Genomic DNA, 25,417 nt, shown 5'->3' on the forward strand with positions numbered 1-25,417 from the left:
CTTGCGTCAGCAAGATGGAGGGGCCTTGCCCCGACAAGTTCCGCGTTTGTTGCCGGAAAGGAGAAATTTTGCCTATGTCGATCCGGTGCGGGGACACCCTGCTGTTCCAGACGCCGCCGGTCATTGCTGCAGGGGCGGCAGTGGGCGGCAAAAAAGAGGGCGAAGGCCCGCTGGCTGCAGAGTTCGATGAACTGAGCGCAGACAACCGCTTTGGCCAGTCCAGCTGGGAAGCTGCGGAAACATACCTGCAGCTGCGTGCCGCGCGGCTCTGCCTGCAAAAGGCGGCGCTCCCGCAGGAAAAGGTGCAGCTTGCCCTTGCAGGGGACCTGCAGGCCCAGTGCACGGCGTCCAGCTACGCCATGCGGGAGCTGGGCGTGCCCTTTGCCGGGCTGTTCGGGGCCTGCAGCACCATGGCCGAGGGGCTGGCGCTGGGGGCTGCCTTGTGCGAGAGCGGTGCGGCCCGGGCGCTGCTGGCTATGGCGTCCAGCCACTTCTGCGCGGCAGAACGGCAGTTCCGCACGCCCCTGAGCTATGGGGCTGTGCGCACGCCTACGGCCCAGTGGACGGCCACCGCTGCCGGGTGCTGTCTTCTGCAGCCGCAGGGTGCGGGCGTGGGCATTGCAGCCGCCGCCTTTGGCCGGGTGCAGGATTATCAGGTAAAGGACATCAACAACATGGGCGCCGCCATGGCTCCCGCAGCGGCTTCGACCCTGCTGCACTATTTCAAGGATACCAACACCGAGCCGCAGGAGTTCGACTGCATCTATACCGGCGACCTTGGACAGACCGGCAGTCAGCTGCTGCGGGAGCTGCTGGCCGCCGAGGGCCTGCTCGTCCGGAACCATGTGGACTGCGGATGCATCCTGTTTGACCCGAACGAGCAGAGGGTGAAGAGCGGCGGCTCCGGCCCGGGCTGCTGCGCAGCGGTGCTGTGCGGGCATATCCTGCCGCGCCTGCGCCGGGGCAGCCAGAAACGAGTGCTGTTCGTAGCCACCGGAGCCCTGATGAGCCAGACGACCTTTTTGCAGAAGGAGAGCATCCCTGCAGTGGCTCATCTGGTGGAGCTGCGCGCCCCGCAGAAAGGAGACAGGACATGAATTATTTCTGGGCGTTCTGCGTGGGCGGGGCCATCTGCGCGGCGGGGCAGCTGCTCATCGACCTGACCGGCCTGACCCCGGCCCGCATCCTGACCGGATACGTGGCGGCGGGCGTTGTCCTTTCCGCTATCGGGTGGTATGCCCCGCTGGCCGAGTTCGCAGGCTGCGGTGCCACCGTGCCCCTGCTGGGCTTTGGGCATCTGCTGGCAAAGGGAGTCCGCACCGCTCTTGCCGAGGAGGGGGCCATGGGCATCCTCACCGGCGGGCTGACCGCTGCTGCGGCCGGCATCACCACCAGCCTTGTGTGCGGCGTGGTGTGCAGCTGGGCAGGGAAAAGCCATGACCAGAACTGAAGAAGAAATACACCAGAACATCGTCACTTTGTCCGCCGCTCTTCGCCCTGTTTTTCCACCGCACTGCGGTAAACTGTGGAAAACAGGAGGTGATGTGCATGAAGCACCGCTGGACCACCCTTTTGTGGGAGCTGTGGGCCGCGCAGGCTGTCTGTGCGGCGGCAGCACTGCCGCCGGGCAGCGGGTTCCATACATGCCCGGCTCTGGTGCTGCCGGGGCTTGCCCTTGCGGCGGCGGTGCCCACGGCATGGGCTGCGTGGGCGCTGTTTGCCGAGCCGCCCGATCCCCTGCCGCCGGAGCGGCTTCTGGGGCCGGTGTCGGAGTTCGATCTTGCCGCCCTGTGCGATCTGGAACAGCCTGCCGCCGTGCCGTAAAGCGGGCAAAACAAAAACCCCTGTGCCGGAGATCCGGTACAGGGGTTTTGTTCGTCAATCAGAAAGCAATCAAGCGTTCTTGTTAGCACGCTTTGCCATACGGCTGATCTTGCGGCTGGCGGTGTTCTTCTTGATGACACCCTTAGCGCGAGCCTTGTCGATCGCGGAAACAGCAGCCAGGACGGTTGCGTCCTTGTCAGCGGCATTCGCATCGATGGCAGCGTCTGCCTTCTTGACGACTGTTTTCAGGTTGGTCTTAATGGCCTTGTTGTGAGCCTGCTCTGCAACAGCCTGCACGACACGGTCCTTCTGAGATTTGATGTTAGGCATTCGTTCCACCTCCTTGGCTACCTATAACAGCGCACCTTATGATACCATATTTGTCGTATTAACGCAAGCGTTTTTTTGATTTTTGTTTAGAAAAGTTTGATTTTTGCCATACTTTCTGCGTACAGAGGGGGCATTTGGCCCCAAAACAGGCAGGAGGGGCGAGAAAATGCGCTTTACGGATATGGCCGATGAGCTGTTTGGCACGGCAGAGGGAGCCCTGCCCGCGGGGGTGCGGCTGGCAACGGCAAAACGCGGCGGCGTCACCGTTACACGGGTAGAGATCGCGCGGGAGGGGCTCAGCCGGCCCCGGGGACGGTATGTGACGCTGGAGATGCCCAGCGTCAGCGTGCTGGACGAGCGGGACGCCGACGTCATCGAGACCTGCGCGGCGGAGCTGCGGGCCCTGCTGCCGCCGGAGGGGCCGGTGCTGGTGCTGGGGGTGGGCAGCCGCCGCATCACGGCAGATGCGCTGGGCCCCCGCACGGTGCAGAAGGTGCTGGTCACGATGGGGCCGCAGCATGCGCTGCCGGTGCGCGGCATCCGGCCCGTGGCCGCCATTGCGCCGGGGGTGTCGGGCAGCACCGGGCTCACCCTGTGCCAGCTGGCCGGGGCAATGGTGGAAGCGGTGCGGCCTGCAGCCCTCATCTGTGTGGACAGCCTATGCAGCACCGAGGGTGCGCGTCTGGGCCGCAGCATCCAGTTTTCGGACACCGGGCTGCACCCGGCGCAGGCAGACCACGCAAGGCATCTGGACGCCGGGATGCTGGGCGTGCCGGTGGTCGCAGCGGGCATCCCCACCCTGATGGAAGCGGAGGAGGGGGCGGATCTTGTGGTGACGCCCCGGGCGCTGGACAGCGTCATTGCCCACGGCTCAGCTCTGCTGGCAGCAGCCATCAACCGGGCTCTGCAGCCCCGGCTGAGCGTGGCGCAGCTGTGCTGGCTGACCGGCTGAAAACGTTTTTTGCAGAGCGTGGCGGCTGCAGCCTGAAAGTGCACAGCCCCTTTGGGATTCTGCGCTATTTTGCACCCGGCCCGGCATACAATGATAAAAACAGCCGGAAGGAGGTGCCGCCATGCGCAGCAGGACCCCGCTGCCCGCCCGGGGACAGGGGCAGGTCAGGCCATTTCTGGAAGCGGCAGTGCTGTTTGCCGCACTATGCATCTTTGCCCGCAGCGCGGCGCTGGGGCTGGCAGCGGCCATCGCGGCACCGCTGCCCATGGCCGAGACCCTTCTCTGGCTGGGTCGGCAGACCGCAGGAGAAACGGCATCCTCGGTGCAGGAGCAGGCAGAGTCGGAGTCCGTACCGCAAGGGCCCGCTTCTTCCCTGCCGCAGGCCGTGCAGGCACTGCCGGGCAGCATCGAGGACTATCTTGTGCCCCTGCTGGGGGAGGATGCCCGCCCGGCAGACGCGGGAAAGATCATTGAAAAGCAATATCCGCAGGGCAGCGGCGAAAAATACATCCCCTGCGGGGCGGGCAGCATAAAAAACAACACCCGGCAGAGCGCAGCGGACATTGCGGCAGAGATCCAGAATCCGCTGCCCTTTGCCATCGAGCCGGACAGTCCCGACCCGCAGGTGCTGGTGATGCACACCCACGCGACCGAGGACTACCGTCTTTCGGCAGGGCTGTGGTTCGCCCCGGGCGACGGTGCCCGCAGCACCGACTGCAGCGTGAACATGTGTGCGGTGGGACGCGTGGTGGCCGACACCCTCAATGCGGCGGGCATCAACACCCTGCACGACGAGACCCTGAACGACTACCCCAGCTACACCGGCAGCTATGCCAACAGCCGGGCTGTAGTGCAGCAGTATCTGGCCCGGTACCCCAGCATCAAGGTGGTGCTGGACGTCCACCGGGACGCCATCGAGACCGAAAGCGGCTCCCGCTATGCCCCGGTGTGCACGGTGGACGGGCGGCAGGCCGCGCAGGTCATGATCATCTGCGGGTGCGACAACGGCACCACCGTCCGGCTGCCCGGCTGGCGGCAGAACCTGCGCTTTGCTGCCGCGTGGGAGCGCAGCATGGAGGAGATGTACCCCGGGTTCACCCGGCCGGTGCTGTTCAGCTACCGGTTCTATAATCAGGACCTGACCACCGGCAGCCTGCTCATTGAGATCGGCGGGCACGGCAACAACCTGAACGAGGCCCTCTACGCCGGGCAGCTGGCGGCAAAGGGCCTTGCCGCCGCACTGCTGGGTGGTGCTTGACAAAACGCCGCCAAAGTGCTATTTTTTAAAGGTCAAATGCCTTGATCGGGAAAAGTAACGCGGGCCGTCCGGCCCAGAGAGTGCGGCACAGCTGAGAGCCGCGCCCGTGCGCCGCGCGAACGAACACCCGGGAGCAGCAAGCTGAACACGGCCTTTTGGAATGGGCCGCCAGTAGGTGCGCCGCAGGTCCTGCGTTAGGGGGACAGCGCTTTTTTGAGCGCGTGAGCGACCGGACACTTCCGGTAATTCAGGTGGCACCGCGGACATTACAAGACAGCTTGTTCGCCCTGAACTTTCAGGGAGAAAAAGCTGTCTTTTTGTGTTATAAAGGAGAACTATCATGGAACGTACCGAGATCGTTTCGCTGTTCAAAAACACCCCCGCCGACGGCACCGAGATCACCGTCTGCGGCTGGGCAAAGAACATCCGAGACTCCAAGAACATCGGCTTCATCGCCCTGTCGGACGGCGGCTGCTTCAAGACCCTGCAGGTGGTGCTGGAAGCCGGCAAGCTGGCCAACTACGATGAGGTCATCCACACCGGTCTGTACAGCAGCCTGCGCATCAAGGGCAGGCTGGTGCTCACCCCGCAGGCAAAGCAGCCCTTTGAGCTGAACGCCGACAGCGTGGAGATCCTGGGCGACTGCCCCGCAGAGGAATATCCTCTGCAGAAAAAGAAGATGAGCATGGAGTATCTGCGCACCATGCCCACCCTGCGCCCCCGCACCAACACCTTCAACGCTGCATTCCGGGTGCGCAGCGTCGCCGCTTATGCGATCCACAAGTTCTTCCAGGAGAACGGCTTCGTCTACGCACACTCTCCGCTGCTGACCGCCTCCGACTGTGAGGGCGCCGGTGAAATGTTCCGCGTCACCACGCTGGATCTGGAGAATGTGCCCAAGAACGAGGATGGCACTGTGGATTACACCCAGGACTTCTTCGAGAAGCCGGTCAATCTGACCGTTTCCGGCCAGCTGGAAGCCGAGGCCATGGCCATGGCATTCGGCAAGGTGTACACCTTCGGCCCCACCTTCCGCGCCGAGAAGAGCTTCACCACCCGCCACGCCGCCGAGTTCTGGATGATCGAGCCGGAGATGGCATTCTGCGACCTGTCCGGCTACATGGACACTGCCGAGGCTATGACCAAGTACGTCATCCGCTACGTGCTGGACAACTGCCCGGATGAAATGGCCTTCTTCAATCAGTTCATCGACAAGGGCCTCATCGAGCGTCTGGAGCTGGTGGCAAACAGCGAGTTTGGCCGCATCAGCTACACCGAGGCCATCGAGATCCTGAAGAAGAACAACAAGAAGTTCCAGTTCCCTGTGGAGTGGGGCGTGGACATCCAGACCGAGCACGAGCGCTACCTGACCGAGGTGGTGTTCAAGAAGCCTGTGTTCGTCACCGACTACCCGAAGGAGATCAAGAGCTTCTACATGAAGCAGAACCCGGACGGCAAGACCGTGGCAGCCGCAGATATGCTGGTGCCCGGCATCGGCGAGCTGATCGGCGGCAGCCAGCGTGAAGAGGACTACGACAAGCTGGTAGCACGCATGGACGAGCTGGGTCTGGACAAGTCCAGCTACGACTGGTATCTGAACCTGCGCAAGTTCGGCGGCGTGGAGCACTCCGGCTACGGCTTGGGCTTCGAGCGCATGATCATGTACCTCACGGGCATCCAGAACATCCGTGATGTGCTGCCCTTCCCCCGCACCGCATACGGCTTCTGATAAGCGCGCATACTTTTACCGGGCTGCTGCATTCCGCAGCGGCCCGTTTTTTGGTTGAACGGAAAGTTTCTGCCTGCCGAGGAATGTTCTCTTTTGACACCAAAAGAGAACCAGAAAAGTGTGCGCTCTGCGGGGGAAGCTTCTGCTTGCGGTCAGTGTGCAGGGACGCTCCGCTGGGCCAGAGGCAGGGAGGGGTGTTCCGACTCCCCCCTCCCTACCTCTGGACTCCACCCACCCCGCAACGGGTCAAGGGCTACACGCCCTTGACAATCCTAAAGAAGTGGGCTACACCGGAAAAAACTGAAGATTCACGCCTGTTCGGCGTGAAGATCTTTTAACCGTTTTTTCCGGCTCCGCCGATTCAAAGCCCCTCAGTCGCTGCGCGACAGCTCCCCTCGGGGGGAGCAAGCGCGTCTGCCGCTACGACCCCTCCTGTGAAAATGGAGCAATGGAACGCCCGCAGGCGTTCCATTGCTCCGAAATAAAAATAATTCTTCCGCTGAAGATGCGCAAAGCGAACGCGGCGCGCATTAAAAAGATTCTGACTTTTCAACAAGGAGCACAAAAGAAGTGGAAAATATCTCTCCTGCCCTGCTGGACTGGTTCTACAAAAACCAGCGCAGCCTGCCCTTCCGCACCGACCCCAGCCCCTACCATGTATGGCTCAGCGAGATCATGCTGCAGCAGACCCGGGTCTCGGCGGCGCTGCCCTACTACCAACGCTTTCTCGCCGCCCTGCCGGACATCCCGGCCCTTGCCGCCTGCGGGGAGGAAAAGCTGCACAAGCTGTGGGAGGGCCTTGGCTACTACAGCCGGGTGCGCAACCTGCAAAAGGCTGCACGCATCGTCTGCGAGCAGTACGGCGGACAGCTGCCCGCCGACTACGATGCCCTGCGGGCCCTGCCCGGCATCGGGGACTACACGGCGGGGGCCATTGCCTCCATCAGCTTCGGCATCCCGGTGCCGGCGGTGGACGGAAATGTGCTGCGGGTGTTTTCCCGCCTGTACAACGACCCTGCCGTTGTCACCGAACCGGCGGTGAAAAAGGCCTTTACGGCCCGGGTCATGGAGCATCAGCCGCCAGACGCTGCGGGCGACTACAATCAGGCCCTCATGGAGCTGGGGGCGCTGGTCTGTGTGCCGAACGGTGCGCCTTTGTGCGAAAAATGCCCGCTGGCGGCAGTCTGCCGCGCCCGGGCGGCGGGCACCGCGCCGGAGCTGCCCCATAAGACTGCGCCAAAGCCCCGGCGCATGGAGCCGGTGACGCTGGCCCTGCTGGAAAGCCCGGCGGGCTTCCTTTTGCAGCAGCGACCCGCAAAAGGCCTGCTGGCCGGGCTGTGGCAGCCGGTGCTGTGGGAGGGCGAAGCCCTTGCTGCCGGAGAGGTCCTTGCCCGTCTGCGGGCCATGGGGCTGGACACGGGCTGCGCTGCGCCGGACGTCCTGCCCGCCGCAAAGCATATCTTCAGCCATATCGAGTGGCACATGAGCGGCATCCTGCTGCATCTGCCTGCCCAGAGCGCCCCGGCGGGCTGCGTCTGGGCCAGCCGGGAAGCTTTGCAGGCGGAGTATACCCTGCCCGGTGCATTTAAGTCATATAAGAAGCTTATGGTATGAAATTTTGGCCTTTTTGACCTGAATGGTTGTAATTTTTGACAGGAACGGGTATAATAAAAGCCAACAAGCACTGGATAAAAGCTGAAACACCGTTTCAATCAAAAAGGAGTGTACGAACCTATGAAGAAATCTTGCCTGGTCGCTGTGATCACTGTTCTGGCTGCTGTTGCCGGTGCCCTTGCCGCTGTTGCTGTTTATCTGCACCGCCGTGAGAAGGAACTGGACGAGTACGAGCGTCTGCTGTTCGGCGAGGACGATGCTGAGACCGTTGAGCCCGCTGCTCCCGCTGAGGATTCTGCCCCTGCCGAGGACGCCGCAGAATAATCCCTGAACTGCAAAAGACCTTTCGGGCGCACCGGCAGTCTGCACAAGACTGTTTCGGTGCGCCCTTTTTGTTACATAGAAGCTGTTTTTATCGGCGGGATGCAGAAAAACAGCGTTGCGGAAGGAGTACATCATGAAGCGTTTTCTGCTCTGGCTCGTGGGTGTGGTGCTGGGCGTCGGGGTGTTTCTGGGCGCGGTGATGGGGGTGAGCTACGCCTTTACCACCGAGGGCAGCTGCCCGGACAGTGCGGCGCAGTTCGGCGGTGAAGCGCTGGAGAGCAACGGAGCCTGCTGGCAGGTGCCGCTAATCGGCGGACAGCTGGATAAGGTGTTCGCCAGCCCGGCGACCCTCACGGTGCAGAAGCTGGGCATCCTGTACACGGCCCACCCGGCCCTCACCCTGCCGGACTGGTCCGTCTATACCACCCTGACCATCCGGACAGCTTCCGGCGAGACGGTGTTCACGGGCACCGCCAGTGAATACGAGAGCTTTCTGTTCCCGGCCAATGGCGAATACAAGGCTGAATTGACCGTCTGGCGGGTGCCGGAGGGCGGCACCGTGATGCAGTTCGAGGGCGGCAGCACCGGAGCTGTGCGCAGGAATCTGAGGCTGGAAAAGCCCGCAAAGCCCACCGGCTGGTATCGTTATGCCTTCCGGTTCACCCTGCAGGCCAGCGCAGAGGCAGAGCTTTCGGCCGAGCGGGTAGAGCAGGGCGGCGTGGTGGGCCTGCGCATTTCCGGCATGACCGGCGATGCGGCCCCCACGGTGGAAACAGACCTCGGCAATGTGCAGTGCGTGCGTGCACCGGATGGCTGGCGGGCCTATATCCCGGCGGCTTACAACGCTTCCTCCGGCGGGCATGAGGTGAACATCACGGTGAACGGCGAGACGGTCAGCCGCAGCATCGTCGTGCTGCCCAGAGATTTCGGCACGGTGGATGCGGAGCCGGAGCCGGATGCATCGGAAGCGGCGAACACCCAGTTCCGCAATGCGGTCTGGGGCCTGTACGAAGCACCTGCCCGGGAAAAGCTCTGGCAGGGCGGCTTTGTGAACCCTGTGGAAAGCTACACCACGCTGGTGGATTACGGTCAGGTCAGGGTGGCCAACGGCCGGCAGGGCAGCCGCTCCAACTCCACAAAGCTCTACACCATTCCCGGCGAGCCCTGCCGCGCCCCGGCAAACGGCGTGGTGGTGCTGGCCGCAGAGCTGGCCCTCACCGGAAACACGGTGGTCATTGACCACGGCTGCGGGATGCGCAGCTACCTGTATGGGCTGCAGGCACTTTCTGTCTCTGCCGGGCAGACGGTGGAAAAGGGGCAGGCCGTGGGCGTGCTGGGCGAGGAGCTGACCATGGACTTCAAGCTTGGCAGCAAGAGCGTGAACCCATGGCCGCTGTTCCAGACCTCCGGCGGTTTGTTCTGGAAGGAGAACGGCTGACGATCTTAAATGGCCTCCGCTTTGCTCTGGCCATAAACAGCGGAATTTTTATTTTTATAAGAGCAATGCCGGACGGCCTGCGGGCTGTCCGGCATTGCATTTTCACAGAAAGAATCATAAAGAAAAACGGCATCATCTGCCGGTTTCGATCTTTTGCGTGAAAAAAGGGTCCTGAAAAGCCCGCAGGCTTTTCAGAACCCAAACATAAAAGAATAATTCCTCTAAATATGGCCAGAGCGAAGCGGAGGCCATTCAAATGGTCAACCCATCAGGAAATAGCATCCACGTCCCACTTCATGCGGACGGCATCGGCACCGTCCAGCTTGATGTTCAGCGCACCGGCGTTGTCCATCACCTGCTGCGGGGTGCGGGCACCGCACAGCACATGCAGGCCCGGGATCATGCGGGCGGTCAGGGCAATGACCAGCTGTGCCAGAGAGCAGTCGTATTTTTCGGTCAGGTCGCCCCACTTTGCCAGCATGTCCAGCGCCTGTGCCCGGCGAGCGGGCTGGAAGCTGGGGTTGGAGTTGCGGGTGCTGCCCTCGGGATAGGTGGTGTCCATGGTCACCTTGCCGGTCAGCAGGCCCTGCTCCAGCGGAGAGTATGCCTGCACCGAAACGCCCAGCTCCCTGCAGGTGGGCAGCAGCTGCTTTTCCACGCGGCGGGTCAGCAGGCTGTACTTTTCCTGAATGACGTCCAGCTGACCATACTTGCAGTAGCCGCGGATGATGTCCGCAGTGACATTGGAAGCACCGATGGCCCGGATCTTGCCCTGCTCCTTCAGCTTCATCATGGCCTCCACCGTCTCTTCCAGCGGGTAGATGCCGAAATCGGGGCTCTGCCAGTGGGTGTACAGCACATCCAGATGATCGGTGTGCAGGCGGCGCAGGCTGTCCTCCACATCCTCGATGATGCTCTGGGCAGACAGGTCACGGTAGACGGCAGTGCCGTCCACGACCTTGTGCAGCACCGGCGTCTCGTGCCGCCACTCCAGACCGCACTTGGTGGAAAGCACCACCTTGTCGCGGTCGATGTGCTTCATGGCCTCGCCCACCACGGTCTCGCTGTGGTACAGGCCGTAGATGGGAGCGGTGTCGATCCACTGGATGCCCTGCTCCACAGCAGTCTGGATGGCCTTTACCGACAGGGCGTCGTCGTTGTCGCCCCACCAGGAGCCGCCGCCGATGGCCCAGGTGCCCATGCCCAGAAACGGCACCTGAATGCCGCTTTTGCCAATGTTGATGTTTTGCATATACTTTCCCTCCATGCCAGCAGTGTTCCCCGCAATGGGAGCATCTCATTCCGTAACTGGCATTCTTTGTTGTATTTTTTGTGCTTTATGAAAAAAGAGCCGCAGCTGCAGGATATTCCCGCACCGCAGCTCTCTTTCAACTCAGATATTGCCGAACTCGCTCAGTTTCAGCGTTTCGTTGTGGGTCTCGGCCCAGCGCACGGCCCAGTCAGAGGTGAACAGCAGCAGGCGGTTGCCCTTCATATCCTCCACAGCCTTGGTGTCGCTGGTCAGGTCCAGATCCCGCAGGTTGTAGGTGTCGGGGTCGTTCTGCACCCAGCGCAGCTGCTCAAAGGGCAGCTGCTGCATCCGGATCTCCACGTTGTACTCGGTGTTCAGGCGGTACTCCAGCACTTCCAGCTGCAGCACGCCGACCACACCGACCACCACTTCTTCCATGCCGCCGCCCACTTCGCGGAAGATCTGGATGGCGCCCTCCTGCGCGATCTGCTCCATGCCCTTCACGAACTGCTTGCGCTTCATGGTGTCCTTCTGTTCAATGCGGGCAAAGTGCTCCGGGGAGAAGGTGGGGATGCCCGCAAACTGGACCTTCTTTTTGCCGGTGCACAGGGTGTCGCCGATGGAGAAGATGCCCGGGTCGAACAGGCCGATGATATCACCGGCGTATGCCTCGTCCACGATGGCGCGATCCTGCGCCATCAGCTGGGTGCCGGTGGCCAGCTTGATGTTCTTGCCCTCCTGCACATGGAAGGCCTCCATGCCGCGCTCGAACTTGCCGGAGCAGATGCGCATAAAGGCGATGCGGTCGCGGTGGGCCTTGTTCATGTTGGCCTGGATCTTAAAGATGAATGCCGAGAACTCGTCGCGGCAGGGGTCCACGGTCTCGCCGGTCAGGCTGTCCACGCGGGCCAGCGGGGTGGGGGTGAGCCGCAGGAAGTTCTCCAGAAAAGGCTCCACGCCAAAGTTGGTCAGGGCAGAACCAAAGAACACGGGGCTCAGCTCGCCGCGCAGCACCTTGTCGAGGTCAAATTCCTCGGCAGCGCCGTCCAACAGCTCGATCTCATCCACCAGCTGCTGGTGCAGGTAGGGGGTGAGCAGCTCGTCCAGTGCGGGATCGCCCAGCTCGGCCTCGGTCTCATCCACCTTCTTCACGCCGTTGGCGCGGCCGTCGCTGGAAAATGCCAGCACCTTGCGGGTGTTGCGGTCGAACACACCCTTGAACTCCTTGCCGCAGCCGATGGGCCAGTTCATGGGGTAGGTCTTGATGCCCAAAATCTCCTCAATGTTCTCCATCAGCTCAAAGGGGTCGCGGGCTTCGCGGTCCATCTTGTTGACGAAGGTGAAGATGGGGATGTGGCGCAGGGTGCACACCTTGAACAGCTTGATGGTCTGTGCCTCAACGCCCTTTGCGGCGTCGATGACCATGACGGCAGAGTCTGCCGCCATCAGGGTGCGGTAGGTATCCTCCGAGAAGTCCTGATGGCCCGGGGTGTCCAGAATGTTCACGCACTTGCCCGCGTAGTTGAACTGCAGGACAGAGGAGGTGACGGAAATACCGCGCTGCTTCTCAATGTCCATCCAGTCGGACACGGCATGCTTTGCGCTCTGCTTGCCCTTGACGGAGCCTGCCTGATTGATGGCTCCGCCGTACAGCAGCAGCTTTTCGGTCAGAGTGGTCTTACCGGCGTCGGGATGGCTGATGATCGCAAACGTCCGGCGGCGCTCGATTTCTTCACGATTTGTCATAAACTATTATTTCTCCTGAAAACGGCCTCGCCCTCTCCGTCATTGCTCACGCAATGCCACCTCCCCCAAAGTGGGAGGCTTTGGCAGTCCCCGCAGACTTTTCGGTTTTGCCAAGGGCTCTCCCTTTGGGAGAGCTGGCGCGTCAGCGCCTGAGAGGGCGAGCTATCTTTTTTACACATACGCACCCTATTTTATCCGAAAACGCTCCATAATGCAAGTGTTTTCGTTATTTTTTCAGGATGATGCAGGGCAGAGGTGCGGTTTCGGCCCAGTTGGCAAAATCACACACCAGAACGGTAAAACTTTTGAGCGGAAGTGCCCGGAGATATTCCAGCACCGTCTGCTTTTCGTCTGTGCCGATGACCTGCCCGCTGTAGAGGATGGCGCTCACCACGCCGCCGGGCCGCACGGCTTCCAAAGCCGCCTGCAGGGCGGGGATGCTGCTGCTTGCCGTGGAGAACACTGCGTGGTCGGCCCCGGGTAGCCAGCCAAAGTTGAACATCACCGCATCTGCCGTGCCGGGCTGCACAAACTGTAAAAGGTCTGTGTGGCTTTGGCAGTGCAGCTCATACCGGGCGGCAGGCACGCCCAGCTGCTCCAGATGCTTCCGGGTGGATGCAATGGCCTCGGGCTGGATGTCGAAGCCCAGCACCCTGCCCTCCGGGGCGGTGAGTCCGCACAGGAAGGCTGTGTCGCCGCCGTTGCCGCAGGTGGCATCGATGCAAAGGCGCGGGCGGCCCAGCCGTGCGGCTAAAAAGTCCTGCACGAACCGGACTGCTGTCAGGTCCGGGGTGCGGCGGCGCACCAGCTGCGGCCCCTCTGCCGCAAAGCCGAACCTTGCCCAGAACGCAAGCTCTGCGGCATCGGCGGGCAGCGGGGCGGTGAACACCGTGGCCTGCTCGCGGTCATATCCGGCAAAGCTGCGCAAGATTTCTTTTAGAAAATAGGAACCGTACCCTTTGCGCCGCCACTGGGGCTGGATGCAAAGGGCGGCGATGGCGGCCCCCTTCGGGGCCGGGGTCAGGGTGCAAAAGCCGATCTGTGTTTTCTCTTTGTAAAGGGCAAAGCCCTCCTTCGTGCGGTGCAGCTCCATGGTGTGTTCCCTCCTGAATCTGCTTCTAAAATAGCAAGTGCGGGGGCTGCTGTCAAGGGCAGAAAGTGTGTCTTTATTTCACAGTTTCTTCACTGCGCAAGCGATTGATTTTCACAATTGTCCGCTACAATGAGAACAGTTCAAAGGAGCATGGCTCCTGTGGGCAGATCCTCTACGGAAAGGAAGTATCAACATGGGCAACGAGAACAAGTGGGAATATGATTATTCCTCTCAGAATAGACCCGAAGGCGGCACCGGCTATCCCAATGTGGGCAGCAGCGGCATGAATACCGCCAACCAGTACAATGACCCGCAGCCGGAGGCGCGCGCAGCAGAGCCTGAGACGGCCGGCGGAGCAGACGGCACCACGCCGCCGGTACAGCCGGTGCAGCCGCAGACCGGCGCAAAGCCGCCCCGCAAAAAGAAGAAGGGCACCGGCAGGCGCATCGCACGCAGTGCGGTGGCGCTGGTGCTGGCCGCAGCCATGGGCTTTGCCGGCGGCTTTGTGGGCGCAAAGTTCGGCGGCAGTGGTAAGGTGGTCATCCAGCAGGTGGCACCTTCCTCCACGGCAAGCAGCTCCGACAGCGCGGACAGCAGCATCGCCGCAGCGTCCAGCACCGGCACCGGCCTGACCACCGAGCAGGTGGCCGATATGGTCAGCCCCAGCGTGGTGGTCATTACCACCGAGCAGGTGGTCTATTCCCAGTGGTCCTGGTACGGCCAGAATCAGGTGGAGAGCGGCGCCGGCAGCGGCGTCATCATCAGCTCGGACGGCTACATCCTCACCTGCGCACACGTGGTGGACGGCGCTTCTACCATCACCGTTACCATTGGTGACAAGGACTATACCGCCACCCTCGTGGGCGAGGATACCACCAGCGATATCGCGGTCATCAAGATCGACGCCGACGGTCTGACCCCCGCCACCGTGGGCAACAGCGACGGCCTGAAGGTGGGCCAGAGCGTGATGGCTGTGGGTAACCCGCTGGGTGAGCTGGGCGGCACCGTCACCGGCGGCATGATCAGCGCTTTGAACCGCAGCGTCACCATTCAGGGCAGCAGTTCTGTGAACACCATGTCCCTGATCCAGATGGATGCTTCGGTCAGCCCCGGCAACTCCGGCGGCGGCCTGTTCAACATGAACGGTGAGCTGATCGGCATTGTGAACGCAAAATCCTCTTCCAGCGACGCCGAGGGTCTGGGCTTTGCTATCCCCATCAACGACGCCATCAAGGTGGCGCAGGAGCTGCTGGAAAACGGCTATGTGACCGGACGGCCTTATCTGGGCATCACCTATCTGGCCGTTGAGGATGCACAGACTGCAGCTCAGCTGGGCGTGAACGCCTACGGTGTCTACGTTATGGAGGTGGTCAAGGGCGGCCCTGCCGAGAAGGCGGGTCTTCAGGCCGGAGACCGCATCGTGAGCGTGGACGGCACCGAGATCGCCTCTAAAGACGACCTTGGCACCCTGATGCAGAAGCATGCCGCAGGCGACACCCTCTCCATCACCATTGCGCGTGAAGGCCAGATGCAGACGGTCAATGTGACGCTGGGCGAAAAGACGGCTTCCAACAGCTGAACAAAATAGAAAACAGGAGCGGATGAGAGTTTTCCATCCGCTCCTGTTTTTTTATATCTGTCCGAAGATAGTAGCGCTGTAAGGCATCAGCACGGCCTCGTGCTCGCACACCCTTGCCGGGCCGCGCCACAGGCTGGAGGAAATGCCGTCACTCAGCATCTGCCAGCGCCCAACCGGCAGCGGCACGGTCCTGCCGGCATCGGTGGGGTTGTAGAACACACACAGCGCCTGCCATGCCGCACCATCGCCCCACTGTGCCGGCAGGAGCCAGCCCACCAGCGGCTGCTCCAGCGAGAAAAAGTGCAGGGCATCCGGCGCGTGGGGGTCGGTGCTGGAAAGCTGCGGGAACCTTGCCCGCAGCGCCAGCAGGCCGCGGTAGTAGTCCACCAGTGCATGATATTTTTCGGCCCGCTCCCAGTCCAGCCGGTTCAGCGCAGGCGAGGAGCGGTAGCTGTTGCCCTTCCCTTTTTTGGTGCGGGCAAACTCCTCGCCCGCCTGCAGGAAAGGCAGACCGAAGCTGGTCAGGTAAATGCCTGCCGCCAGCCGGTTCTGGGCAAGGGCTGTGCCGTCTGCCGCCGTGAACTCCGGCTTTTCGTACCGGACCAAAAGCAGCTTGTCCCACAGGGTGAAGTTGTCGTGGGCGGAAACATAGCTCACGATCTGGCTGGGCGCGTGGGGCGGCAGACGGTCGCTGCGGCACCATGCCGCTACCGCACCGCCGATGTCCCAGAAGCTGCCGGGCCTGCCCTCCACATAGCCCGGCTCCCGGGCGTTGAAGCAGCCGCCCTTGATGGTGTCGCGGGTGTCGTCGCAGAAGATGCCGATGCGATCGTTCAGCATGGACAGATTGGCCTTGTTGGCCTCGTACCGGTGCAGCTGGCTGCCGCCGCCCTGCCACGGCTCGCCGTACATCAGGATATCCCGCCCGCCGGGCAGCGCATCCAGCGCGGCGCGCACGGCGTTGATGGTCTCCACATCGTACAGGCCCATCAGGTCGAACCGGAAGCCGTCGATGTGGTATTCCTGCGCCCAGTAGAGGATGGAATCGATCATATACCGCCGGGCCATGGGCCGCTCGCTGGCAAATTCGTTGCCGCAGCCGCTGCCGTTGGAAAAGCTGCCGTCCTCGTTCTGGCGGAAAAAGTAGCAGGGCACGGTATCGTTCAGCGGGTTCTCATTGCGATACATGTGGTTGTATACCACATCCATCACCACGCCGATGCCTGCCGCGTGCAGGGCTGCGATCATTTCCCGGCACTCCCGGATGCGCACCTCGCCGCGGGTGGGGTCGGTGGAATAGCTGCCCTCGGGCACATTGTAGTTGGTGGGGTCATAGCCCCAGTTGTACTGCCGCAGCAGCGGCTTTGCCTCGTCTACGCTGCCAAAGTCGAAAATGGGCATCAGCTGCACATACTTCACGCCCAGACGCCGGAGGTAGTTCAGGCAGGTGGGGTGGATGCCGTCCCCGTGCAGGGTGGTGCCTTGCTGGGTAAAGGCCATGAACTTGCCCCGCCATGCCGGGCGCACGCCGCTGGCAGCATCCTGCGAGAAGTCGCGCACGTTCACCTCCCACACTGCGCGCTGCTCCGGTGGGATGACCGGACGCACATCCCGCTCCCACCCGGAGGGGGCGGTGCGGGCAAGGTCCACGATCATGCTGCGGGTGCCGTTCACACCGGCAGCGCGGGCGTAGGGGTCGCCGGTCTGGCGCGAAATGCCATCCACTGTGACCGTATAGGTATAGTATCGTCCGTGCTGGTCGCCGGGCAGATAGATGCTCCACACCCCCTGCTGCCCCCGCTCCAGCGGCAGGGTGCCTATGGGCTCACCGCCGCTGCCTTTGCGGTAAAGGCTGACCTCCACCCTCTGCGCCGTGGGTGCCCACAGGCGCAGATGGGTGCCGGAAACAGCATATTCCTGCCCCAGCGGGCCGGTGTAGGTGGTTTGAAGGTCAAAGGAGATGCTCTCGTATAGCGTTTTCAGTTCGGCTGGCGTTTTGACGGTCATAGTTTCTTCATTCCTTCTTGCAGATTTCCTATCAGATATAAGTGTAAACACCGGCGGTCTTTTTTGCAAGAGGGAATTGCAAAACCTGTCCGGGTACACTATACTGGAAGAAAACGACAAAAACGGAGGGCAAACCATGGCATATACCGACGATTGGGAAAACCTTATGAACGGTGTGTTCGGTGCAGGGGGCAGGCCGCGCTTTGGCGGCACCGCCCAGCCGGAGGCGAAGCCGCAGAAATCCGGGACCTCAGCCGTGCCGGACCTGAACGCTGCCCTGCTGGAAAACCAGAAGCAGCTGGATGCCCTGCTCAAAAAGCAGAATGCTCAGCTCAGAACCAAGGATGACGCGGTGCAGTCTGCACTGAAGGACAGCCGCCAGATGCTGCGGGATATGGAAGCCGACGGTCTGCTTGCCAAAGGTACGGCAGACCTGCCCGCCGAGCAGCTGGGCAGCTTTGAGGGCCTTGCCGCCGAGGTGAAAAAGACCGTGCTCGGGCAGGACGCCTTTGTGGACAGTGTGGTGCGCGCCATGCGCCGGCCCTTTGTGCTGGGCACCGAGCGCCCTGCGGCACGCAACGTGATCCTGATCTGCGGAGGTGCAGGCACCGGACGGCACTTTGCGCTGGCAGAGACCGCCCGCATCATGGCGGCGCGGGGCCTGTTGCAGAGCGACAAAACCGCAGTGGTGGACCTTGCCCTCTACCCCAATTCCGGTGCGGAAAAGCTGTTTTTGCAGGATCTGTACGCGGCCCTGCACGCACCCGGGGAGATCGTGATCTTTGAGCACTACGAAAGCTGCCACCCCGGCTTCCTGAAAATGCTGTCCGATCTGGCCGTCAAGGGCAGTGCGCCGCTTTCCAGCCGGTATCTGGTGAACAAGGAGGGCATCCTTGTGGATGCGGGCACGGCGCTGGCCCCGGGCGCAGTGAGCAGCATCACCCCCTGCGGCAAGTACCTCATCTTCTTTTCCCGCAAGGGCCGGGACGCGCTGGCCGATAAGTTCGGTGCGCCCTTTGTGGCGGCGGTGGGCGATGTGTGCGCCACCAGCGCCTTTGCCCGCGAGGACCTTGCAGCGCTGGCGGCGCAGCAGCTGAATGCGCTGGCCCAGAAGGTGAGCGCCCGCCTTGGTCTGACCCTCTGTGCAGGGGCCGATGTGCGGGACTATGTTGCAGCCCGGTGCACCAAAGAAAAGGGCGCAGCGGGCCTTGGGGAAGCCTGTGATGAGATCTTCCGTGCCCTGAGTGAATACTGCCTGCAGACCGATGCAAAGCTTACCGGCACTGTCACCCTGACCGCAAAGCCGGAGGGCGTGCAGTTTGCACTGAACAATGCCGCCCCCGCCGACCTGTCTGCCCTGCTGCCCGCCGAGTACACGGGGGCCGCAGAAGCGGTCCGCGCAGAGCTTGACGGCCTTGTGGGCCTTGGGGCGGTCAAGGAGTATGTGTTCGGTCTGGCGGATAACCTGCAGGTGCAGCAGCGCCGCGCGGCGGCAGGCTTCAAGACTGCCAGCCTTTCCATGCACATGATCTTCACCGGCAACCCGGGCACCGGCAAGACCACCATTGCCCGGCTGGTGGCAAAGTACCTCAAGGCCATCGGCGCGCTGAAGGGCGGCCAGCTGGTGGAAGTGACCCGCGCCGACCTTGTGGGCCGCTACACCGGCCACACCGCCCCGCTGACCAATAGCGTCATCGAGAGCGCGCTGGGCGGTGTGCTGTTCATCGACGAAGCCTACAGCCTCTACCGCGGCGAGCAGGACAGCTTTGGCCTCGAAGCCATCGACACCCTTGTGAAGGGCATGGAGGACCACCGGGACGAGCTGGTGGTCGTTCTGGCGGGCTACACCCGGGAGATGGAAGTGTTCCTTACCGCCAACAGCGGTCTTGCCAGCCGCTTCCCCAACAAGATCGAGTTCCCGGACTACACGGCAGACGAGCTGCTGGACATCACCAACGTGCTGGCAAAAGGCAAGGGCTACCGCCTTGCCGAGGGCTGCACCTTCCCGCTTTTGGGCTACTACAAGCGCCGTCAGGCGCTGGACAGCCGCACCGCCGGCAACGGCCGTCTTGCCCGCAACACGTTGGAAAAGGCCATCTTCCACCAGAGCCGCCGCCTTGTGGCAGAGCCGGACGCGGAGCTGGATCTGATCCTGCCCGGCGATCTGGAATTTGAGGAATAACTTCCATATATGAGAACGGCTCCTACCCAATGGGCAGGAGCCGTTCTTTTCGGTTATTGATGCATCTCCGCTAATTTTTGGGCCATTTCCCGCATCCCCTGCCGCACCTCGGCGGGGGCAGTCACTTCCACCTTGCCGTCAAAGCCGCACACCCAGCCGTAGAACTGGGGGCTGACGCACACCGGCACATCAAAGTGGAAGTGGGTGCCGTCTTCTTCCGGAACAAAGACCGGTGCTTTGCCAAAACGGTCGCGCATGGCGCTTTCAAGGTCGGCGGTGCAGCGCAGGGTGACCAGATGCTCCGGCCCGCCGAACATGCTGAAGTGCTTGCGCAGGTAGGCGGGCAGGTCGAACTGGCGGAACTCGGCTTTGCCCCGGCGCGCTTCGTCCAGCACTGTCACGGCAGACATGCGGTCCACACGGTAGTTGCGGATGCCCGCAGGTTCTTTCTCGTCCTGATAGGCAATGAGGTAGTAGCACCCGCCGTCCCACGCCAGCCGCCATGGGCTCACGGTGCGGGTGCCGTCTTTTTTGTACCGGAAGCTCACCATCCGGCCTGCGTTGATGGCGCTGTGCAGGGCGTCGATGCTGTACAGCAGGGTGTGGCTGTCGCTTTTGGGGCGGCCGTCCACATACACCTGACGCTGCAGCTGGGAACCCTCGTAGTCGGAGCAGAGGGCTTCCAGCTTGTGGATGAGCTTTCGGCTGGTGCGGGCAGAGATGACCTTGCTGGCCTGCACGGCATCCACCAGCAGCTTGAGCTCCGAGAGCTCAAAGGTGCGGCTGGCCAGCCAGTAGCCGCCGCCGCGCCCCCGCTGCAGCTGGACGTCAAAGCCCAGAGAGCGCAGGGTGTCGATATCGCTGTAAATGCTCTTGCGCTCGGCAAGGATGCCCTGCTGCTCCAACAGCTGCACCAGCTGGGGAACATTGAGCAGGTGTTCTTCATCGGTCTTTTGCTCAAGGATGCGCAAAAGGGTCAAAAGCTTGGATTTCTGGCCTTCCTGCTTGGGCATGGCAATACCTCCGGCTTTCCAAATTCAGGTTATTCGGGCAGTTTTTTGTCAAAGGCCGCACGGCGCTGGGTGGAAAGACGGAACATCTGTTCCAGCTTATCCCGGTCGTCGGCCACGAGAGCAGAGCGCATTTCCTGCAGAGCGGCATCGAACTGGTCGATCTCGCTGATCAGGTTCTGCTTGTTCCACAAAAACAGTTCTGCCCACATTTTATCGTTGATGCGTGCAATGCGGGTCAGATCCCGGAAGGAGTCTCCGGTGTATTCGCACAGCGAAGAGTTGTCGTTGGCGCACATCAGGCTCACGGCGATGGCGTGGCACAGCTGGCTCACGTAGCCGACCATCCGGTCGTGCTCCTGCACCGTCAGGGTGCAGATGTGGTGGAAGCCCAGCACTTCGGCCAGCTCCTGCAGCCACTGGATGGCCTCCGGGGTGTTCTTTTCGGTGGGAGTGATGATGAAGTTGGCGGGGGCAAAATTCACCTCGGCGGCGTGCTCCACGCTGGAAGTCTCGCGGCCCGCCATGGGGTGGCTGGCAATGAACTCCACGCCTGCCGGGCACATGGCCTGCACCGGCTCCACAAGGCCGGTCTTTACGCCGGACACATCCGTAAAAATGCAGCCGGGCTTGAGCAGATGCCCGTAGGTTTTGAACCACTCCAGCAGGGCTGTGGGATACAGACCGAAGATGATGTGGTCGGCCTGCTGTACCAGATCCTCAAAATCGTGGGTCTTGCCGCTGGCGATATAGCCGTGGCTGAGGGCGTACTGCAAATGCCCCTCGCTGCGGTTGATGCCGTCCACATGGAAGCCGGCTTTCGTCAGCTCCAGTGCGTACTTGCCGCCCAGCAGGCCAAGGCCCACCACGAGATAACGCTTTGTTTTATCTAACATGTTCCACCTCCGCGCCCAAGGGCTTGATGGCCTCAAAGAAATTCGGCCAGCTTTTTGTGATGGCTTCGGCATCGTCCACCGTCAGGGGGATGCCTGTGGCAAGGCTCAGCACCGCAAGGCTCATGACCACACGGTGGTCGTTGTGGCCGTGCAAAACGCCCGCCGGGGCGTGCAGCCTGTCTGCGCAGCCCTGCACCGTGATGGTGCCGCCCTCGCTTTCCACTAGGCCGCCCACTGCGCGCAGCTCGGCCTCCATGGCCGCGATGCGGTCGCTCTCCTTCAGGCGCAGCCGCTCTGCGTTGCGGATGACCGTGGTGCCCTCGCACAGCAGCCCCAGCACCATGAGCACAGGGCCAAGGTCGGGGCAGTCCGCAAGGTCGATGTCCACTCCGTGCAGGGGGGCCTTTTCAAAAGAGATGCCCTCTGCCGTGCGGGTAAACACCGCGCCGCACCGGCGCAGGATGTCCAGAATGGCGGCGTCTCCCTGCAGGGTGTCCGGAGCAAGGCCGGTGATGGTCACGCTGCCGCACGCAGCCCCCAGCACCGCCGGGAACGCGGCCTGACTGTAATCGCCCTCTACGGTATAATCGCAGGGGTGATAGGTCTGCCCGCCCGGGAGAACAAGGGTGTTTTCGTCCTGCCAGCGGCTCTCGACGCCAAAGGCTGCCTGCACCGCACGGGTCATGTCGATGTAGCTGCGGCTCTCCACCGGCGGGATAAGGTGCAGCGTGCTGTCTCCGGCCAGCAGCGGCAGGGCAAACAGCAGCCCGCTGATGAACTGGCTGGACACGTTGCCTGCCAGCCGGTAGCTGCCGGGGGTCAGTGCGCCCTCTACGGTCAGCCCGGCAGCGCTCTGCTCAAACCGCAGGCCCTGCTCCCGGTACAGAGCTTCATACACCGACTGGGGACGCTCCATCAGCCGCCCGCGGCCGGTGAAGGTCACAGCCTGTCCGGTCAGGCTGGCGATGGGGATGAGAAAGCGCAGGGTGCTGCCGCTCTCGCAGCAGTCCACCGGCGCGGCGAGGGGCACAAAATGTCCCAGTCCTTCCACCACGGCATCGTCTGCGCCGGTGCGCACACGGGCGCACAGCTGTGCCGCTGCGCCCAGCGTGGCGGAGATGTCCTTGCTGAATTCCAGATTGGTGATATGGCTGCGTCCTTCGGCCAGCGCGGCGCAGAGCACTGCACGGTGGGCCATGCTCTTGCTGGGCGGGGCGATGATGGTGCCGGAAATTTTACGGGGGGATCGTATTATTGTTACAAGCATAGATAAACCCTTTAGGCGGCTTGCCCTCTCCGTCATCGCTTACGCGATGCCACCTCTCCCAAAGTGAGAGGCTTTGGCAGTACGGCAAAGTTTCCGGTTTTGCCAAGGGCTCCCCCTTTGGGGGAGCTGTCGAACGAATGTGAGACTGAGAGGGCGAGGACGCTTGCCTTTTACATATCGCGGCCAATGGCCCATGCCACCTGACGGCACTTTGCCATGGCCTGTGCGAAGCTGTCCGGGGTCAGGCACTGGGCACCGTCGCTCCATGCGTGCTGGGGGTCGTAGTGGACCTCCACTTCCAGACCGTCGGCACCGGCGGCCACGGCGGCGATCATCATGGGCTCCACCAGATTGGCCTTGCCGGTGGCGTGGCTGGGGTCCACGATGATGGGCAGGTGGGTCTTTTCGTGGATGATGGGCACAGCGGACAGGTCGAGAGTGTTGCGGGTATACTTTTCAAATGTGCGGATGCCGCGCTCGCACAGGATGACCTGCTCGTTGCCGCCGGCCATGATATACTCAGCGCTCATGATCCACTCCTCGATGGTGTTGCACAGGCCGCGCTTGAGCAGAACAGGCTTGTGCATTTTGCCCACGGCCTTGAGCAGCTGGAAGTTCTGCATGTTGCGGGCACCGATCTGCACCACGTCCACGTACTCCTCAAATTCGGGGATGCGGTCCTCGCTCATCAGCTCGGAGACGATGGGCATGCCGGTAGCCTCGCGGGCTTTTACCATGTCCAGGATACCCTCGGTCTCAAGGCCCTGGAAGGAGTAGGGAGAGGTGCGGGGCTTGTAAGCGCCGCCGCGGAACAGGGTGGCACCGCCGGCCTTGACGCCCTGTGCAATGCGCAGAGCCTGCTCTGCGCCCTCGATGCTGCAGGGGCCTGCCATGACGGCGATCTTTTCCTTGCCGCCGATCTTCACGCCGCCGCAGTCGATGACTGAATCTGCCGGGTGGAACAGGCGGTTTGCGCGCTTATAGGGCGCAGACACGCGGGTAACATTATCGATCCACGGGTTTGCCAGCACGTCCCGCTCGTCGATCTTGGTGGTGTCGCCCACCAGACCGAACACATTGTAGTTCTTGCCGGTGATGAGGGTCACGTCCAGACCCTGCTTCTCGAATTTGTCAACGATCTTTTCCAGTTCGTCCTTCGGAGTCCCTTTTTTGGTGGAGATGATCATAGTGATAATTTCCTTTCGTTTTTACATCACGATATGCGCCTTGCTGGAGCCGTCGGTGCGCAGCAGCTGGGCCAGATAGATGCAGGCGTGCAGGTAGCCCTGCGGGCCTTCCCCGATGAAGTGGCCCTGACAGCCAAAGGACACCACGTCCGTCTTGCGGAAGGGCTCCCGCTCGTCCGGGGCGTGCAGCATCACTTCCACGGCGGGCACGCCGCACAGGCGCAGGGCGTCCAGAATGGCCACGCTGTAGTGGGCGTAGGCCCCGGGGTTGAGCACGATGCCGTCCACCCGGCCCGCTGCGGCCTGAATTTCGTCCACAAGGTCGCCCTCGTGGTTCGTTTGGCAGCAGTCAGTCTCAATGCCCAGCTGTTCGCAGCCTGCCTGCACATAGTCCATGATGGCGTTGTAGTCCAACTCCCCGGGCACGCCCGGCTCTGACCAGCGCATAAGATTGAGGTTCGGGCCGTTAAGAATCAAAAATTTCATCCAATGCCTCCATGGCGGCACGCAGGGCTTCGTCCAATGTGCCGTTGTTGGGGATCACGGCGTCTGCTGCGGCCAGATACAGCGGGCGGCGCTGGGCTTCCATCTGGCGCAGAGCATCCATGCTGGAAGAAAGCGGTCTGCCGCCGCCCACGGTCAGTGCATCCAATGGCCGGTCGATGAACAGAATGACACCGTTCTGGTGCAGCGCCCGCAGGTTTTCGGGCCGTTTCACGATACCGCCGCCGCAGGAGATGAGCTGCCGCCCCTCCCTGCCGAAACGGCGGGCCTCGGCGGTCTCCCGGGCGCGGAAGCCGTCCTCGCCCTCGGCAGAGAAAATATCCGGGATGCTGCGGCCGTCGGTCTTTACGATCTCCTCGTCGAGGTCCACAAAGGTGCGGCCAAGGCTCTTTGCCAGCAACCTGCCGAGGGTGGTCTTGCCGCAGGAGGGCATCCCGATGAGAGCAATGTTCAGCATGTCGCGGCGCAGTGCGGCGGTGATGCGGCGGATCTCAACCGGCGCATCCTCAAACTTGCGGTCCAGAAAATATTCTGCGGCATACACTGCCTGCGCCACCAGCATTTCAAGGCCGCCCACAGCCACCGGCACGCCCGCTTCCTCGGCGCGGAGGATGAGCTCGGTCTTGTCGGGGTTGTACACCACATCCACTACAGCCTCGAGGCCCGGCATGGCGGCAACGTCCAGATTGCACACCCCCACATTCGGGTACATGCCCGCCGGGGTGGTGTTTACCACGATCTGCGCCCCGCTGGAAACGGCCTCGGCATAGCTCAGTTCGCCCTTTTCCGGGTCCGGATGGCGGCTGACGGTCAGCACCTTTGCCGCGCCCTTGTCCCGGGCCACAGCGCTGGTGGTGTTGTGGGTACCGCCGGTGCCCAGAATGAGCACGGTCCTGCCTGCAAAATTCACGCCGTGGGCGTCGCACAGGTGGGCAAAGCCCATGTAATCAGTATTGTATCCATAGAGCAGGCCGTTTTTGTTCACCACCGTGTTCACCGCTCCAATGGCCTTGGCCCGCGGGTCGATGTAGGAACAGTATTCCATCACCAGCTTCTTATAGGGAATGGTGACATTGATGGCCTTGAACTGCCGTCTGGTCAGAAAGGCCCGGGCCTCTTCCTCCGTGGGCAGAGGGCACAGGTCGTAGTGGTAGCCGCAGAGCATCTCGTGGATGATCTTGGAGTAGGAGTGGCCGAGTTTTGCGCCGATGAGTCCGTATTCCAT

22 protein-coding genes are annotated in these 25,417 nt (G+C 62.2%); 11 read left to right on the forward strand and 11 right to left on the reverse strand.

The features are described from left to right. Nucleotides 1-74 precede the first annotated feature (74 nt). From MTP37_RS01155 to MTP37_RS01165, 3 genes are all read left to right on the forward strand, one after another. Nucleotides 75-1,097 (forward strand): stage V sporulation protein AD, encoded by a 1,023-nt coding sequence (locus tag MTP37_RS01155; RefSeq protein WP_249237837.1) that lies wholly within the window; start codon nt 75-77, stop codon nt 1,095-1,097. Further along, on the forward strand, nt 1,094-1,450 hold the full coding sequence (locus MTP37_RS01160) for a SpoVA/SpoVAEb family sporulation membrane protein (RefSeq protein ID WP_249237838.1): 357 nt from the start codon (nt 1,094-1,096) through the stop codon (nt 1,448-1,450). Before MTP37_RS01155 ends, MTP37_RS01160 begins: the two co-directional genes overlap by 4 nt. Nucleotides 1,451-1,548: 98 nt before the next feature. Continuing rightward, nucleotides 1,549-1,824 (forward strand): peptidoglycan synthetase, encoded by a 276-nt coding sequence (locus tag MTP37_RS01165; protein ID WP_249237839.1) that lies wholly within the window; start codon nt 1,549-1,551, stop codon nt 1,822-1,824. A 69-nt stretch (nt 1,825-1,893) separates the two neighbouring features. On the opposite strand, the gene rpsT is transcribed toward MTP37_RS01165, so the two are convergent. Next, nucleotides 1,894-2,154, reverse strand: a complete 261-nt coding sequence (rpsT, locus tag MTP37_RS01170) for a 30S ribosomal protein S20 (protein ID WP_149793985.1) — start codon at nt 2,152-2,154, stop codon at nt 1,894-1,896. A 166-nt stretch (nt 2,155-2,320) separates the two neighbouring features. On the opposite strand from rpsT, the gene gpr reads away from it, so the two are divergent. From gpr to MTP37_RS01200, 6 genes are all read left to right on the forward strand, one after another. After that, complete coding sequence (gene gpr, locus MTP37_RS01175) at nt 2,321-3,106, forward strand: GPR endopeptidase (RefSeq protein WP_249237840.1); 786 nt, start codon at nt 2,321-2,323, stop codon at nt 3,104-3,106. Between the two features lie 121 nt (nt 3,107-3,227). Continuing rightward, the gene (spoIIP, locus tag MTP37_RS01180) at nt 3,228-4,364 is read left to right on the forward strand and encodes a stage II sporulation protein P (protein WP_249237841.1); all 1,137 of its coding nucleotides are present in this window, start codon (nt 3,228-3,230) and stop codon (nt 4,362-4,364) included. A 340-nt stretch (nt 4,365-4,704) separates the two neighbouring features. Further along, complete coding sequence (gene asnS, locus MTP37_RS01185) at nt 4,705-6,093, forward strand: asparagine--tRNA ligase (protein ID WP_249237842.1); 1,389 nt, start codon at nt 4,705-4,707, stop codon at nt 6,091-6,093. A gap of 570 nt (nt 6,094-6,663) precedes the next feature. Then, complete coding sequence (locus tag MTP37_RS01190; protein ID WP_249237843.1) at nt 6,664-7,707, forward strand: A/G-specific adenine glycosylase; 1,044 nt, start codon at nt 6,664-6,666, stop codon at nt 7,705-7,707. A gap of 120 nt (nt 7,708-7,827) precedes the next feature. Then, nucleotides 7,828-8,031: a phosphatase gene (locus MTP37_RS01195; protein WP_249237844.1), complete on the forward strand. Its 204-nt coding sequence runs from the start codon at nt 7,828-7,830 to the stop codon at nt 8,029-8,031. Between the two features lie 133 nt (nt 8,032-8,164). Beyond that, nucleotides 8,165-9,469 (forward strand): murein hydrolase activator EnvC family protein, encoded by a 1,305-nt coding sequence (locus MTP37_RS01200; protein WP_249237845.1) that lies wholly within the window; start codon nt 8,165-8,167, stop codon nt 9,467-9,469. A 268-nt stretch (nt 9,470-9,737) separates the two neighbouring features. On the opposite strand, the gene MTP37_RS01205 is transcribed toward MTP37_RS01200, so the two are convergent. The 3 genes from MTP37_RS01205 to mnmM all read right to left on the reverse strand — a co-directional run bounded on the left by MTP37_RS01205 (nt 9,738) and on the right by mnmM (nt 13,560). After that, complete coding sequence (locus MTP37_RS01205) at nt 9,738-10,721, reverse strand: aldo/keto reductase (protein WP_249237846.1); 984 nt, start codon at nt 10,719-10,721, stop codon at nt 9,738-9,740. Between the two features lie 141 nt (nt 10,722-10,862). Further along, on the reverse strand, nt 10,863-12,467 hold the full coding sequence (locus MTP37_RS01210) for a peptide chain release factor 3 (RefSeq protein ID WP_207698798.1): 1,605 nt from the start codon (nt 12,465-12,467) through the stop codon (nt 10,863-10,865). Between the two features lie 226 nt (nt 12,468-12,693). Continuing rightward, entirely contained in the window at nt 12,694-13,560 is an 867-nt protein-coding gene (mnmM, locus tag MTP37_RS01215; RefSeq protein ID WP_249237847.1) for a tRNA 5-(aminomethyl)-2-thiouridylate-methyltransferase MnmM, read from the reverse strand. Nucleotides 13,561-13,753: 193 nt separating this feature from the next. On the opposite strand from mnmM, the gene MTP37_RS01220 reads away from it, so the two are divergent. Continuing rightward, nucleotides 13,754-15,139 carry a S1C family serine protease gene (locus tag MTP37_RS01220; RefSeq protein WP_249237848.1) on the forward strand — a complete coding sequence of 462 codons (1,386 nt, stop codon included), beginning with the start codon at nt 13,754-13,756 and terminating at the stop codon, nt 15,137-15,139. 51 nt (nt 15,140-15,190) lie between these two features. Here the strand turns inward: MTP37_RS01220 and pulA are convergent, their stop codons facing one another. Further along, nucleotides 15,191-17,146: a type I pullulanase gene (gene pulA / locus MTP37_RS01225; protein WP_249237849.1), complete on the reverse strand. Its 1,956-nt coding sequence runs from the start codon at nt 17,144-17,146 to the stop codon at nt 15,191-15,193. Nucleotides 17,147-17,282: 136 nt separating this feature from the next. On the opposite strand from pulA, the gene MTP37_RS01230 reads away from it, so the two are divergent. Then, nucleotides 17,283-19,328 (forward strand): AAA family ATPase, encoded by a 2,046-nt coding sequence (locus tag MTP37_RS01230; RefSeq protein ID WP_249237850.1) that lies wholly within the window; start codon nt 17,283-17,285, stop codon nt 19,326-19,328. Nucleotides 19,329-19,381: 53 nt separating this feature from the next. Here MTP37_RS01230 and MTP37_RS01235 read toward each other — a convergent pair whose 3' ends face one another. From MTP37_RS01235 to MTP37_RS01260, 6 genes are all read right to left on the reverse strand, one after another. Next, nucleotides 19,382-20,341, reverse strand: coding sequence for a helix-turn-helix transcriptional regulator (locus MTP37_RS01235; protein ID WP_249237851.1), 960 nt, complete (start codon nt 20,339-20,341; stop codon nt 19,382-19,384). Between the two features lie 29 nt (nt 20,342-20,370). Continuing rightward, entirely contained in the window at nt 20,371-21,234 is an 864-nt protein-coding gene (locus MTP37_RS01240; RefSeq protein WP_249237852.1) for a prephenate dehydrogenase, read from the reverse strand. Beyond that, on the reverse strand, nt 21,224-22,501 hold the full coding sequence (gene aroA / locus MTP37_RS01245; protein ID WP_249237853.1) for a 3-phosphoshikimate 1-carboxyvinyltransferase: 1,278 nt from the start codon (nt 22,499-22,501) through the stop codon (nt 21,224-21,226). The genes MTP37_RS01240 and aroA overlap by 11 nt, the downstream gene beginning before the upstream one ends. 170 nt (nt 22,502-22,671) lie before the next feature. Further along, nucleotides 22,672-23,688, reverse strand: a complete 1,017-nt coding sequence (aroF, locus tag MTP37_RS01250; protein ID WP_097776943.1) for a 3-deoxy-7-phosphoheptulonate synthase — start codon at nt 23,686-23,688, stop codon at nt 22,672-22,674. A 21-nt stretch (nt 23,689-23,709) separates the two neighbouring features. Beyond that, nucleotides 23,710-24,174 (reverse strand): type II 3-dehydroquinate dehydratase, encoded by a 465-nt coding sequence (locus MTP37_RS01255; RefSeq protein WP_249237854.1) that lies wholly within the window; start codon nt 24,172-24,174, stop codon nt 23,710-23,712. Next, nucleotides 24,155-25,417: a shikimate kinase gene (locus MTP37_RS01260; RefSeq protein ID WP_249237855.1), complete on the reverse strand. Its 1,263-nt coding sequence runs from the start codon at nt 25,415-25,417 to the stop codon at nt 24,155-24,157. Before MTP37_RS01260 ends, MTP37_RS01255 begins: the two co-directional genes overlap by 20 nt.

It is taken from the genome of Faecalibacterium sp. HTF-F (assembly GCF_023347535.1).
Classification (GTDB): Bacteria; Bacillota; Clostridia; order Oscillospirales; family Ruminococcaceae; genus Faecalibacterium; species Faecalibacterium wellingii.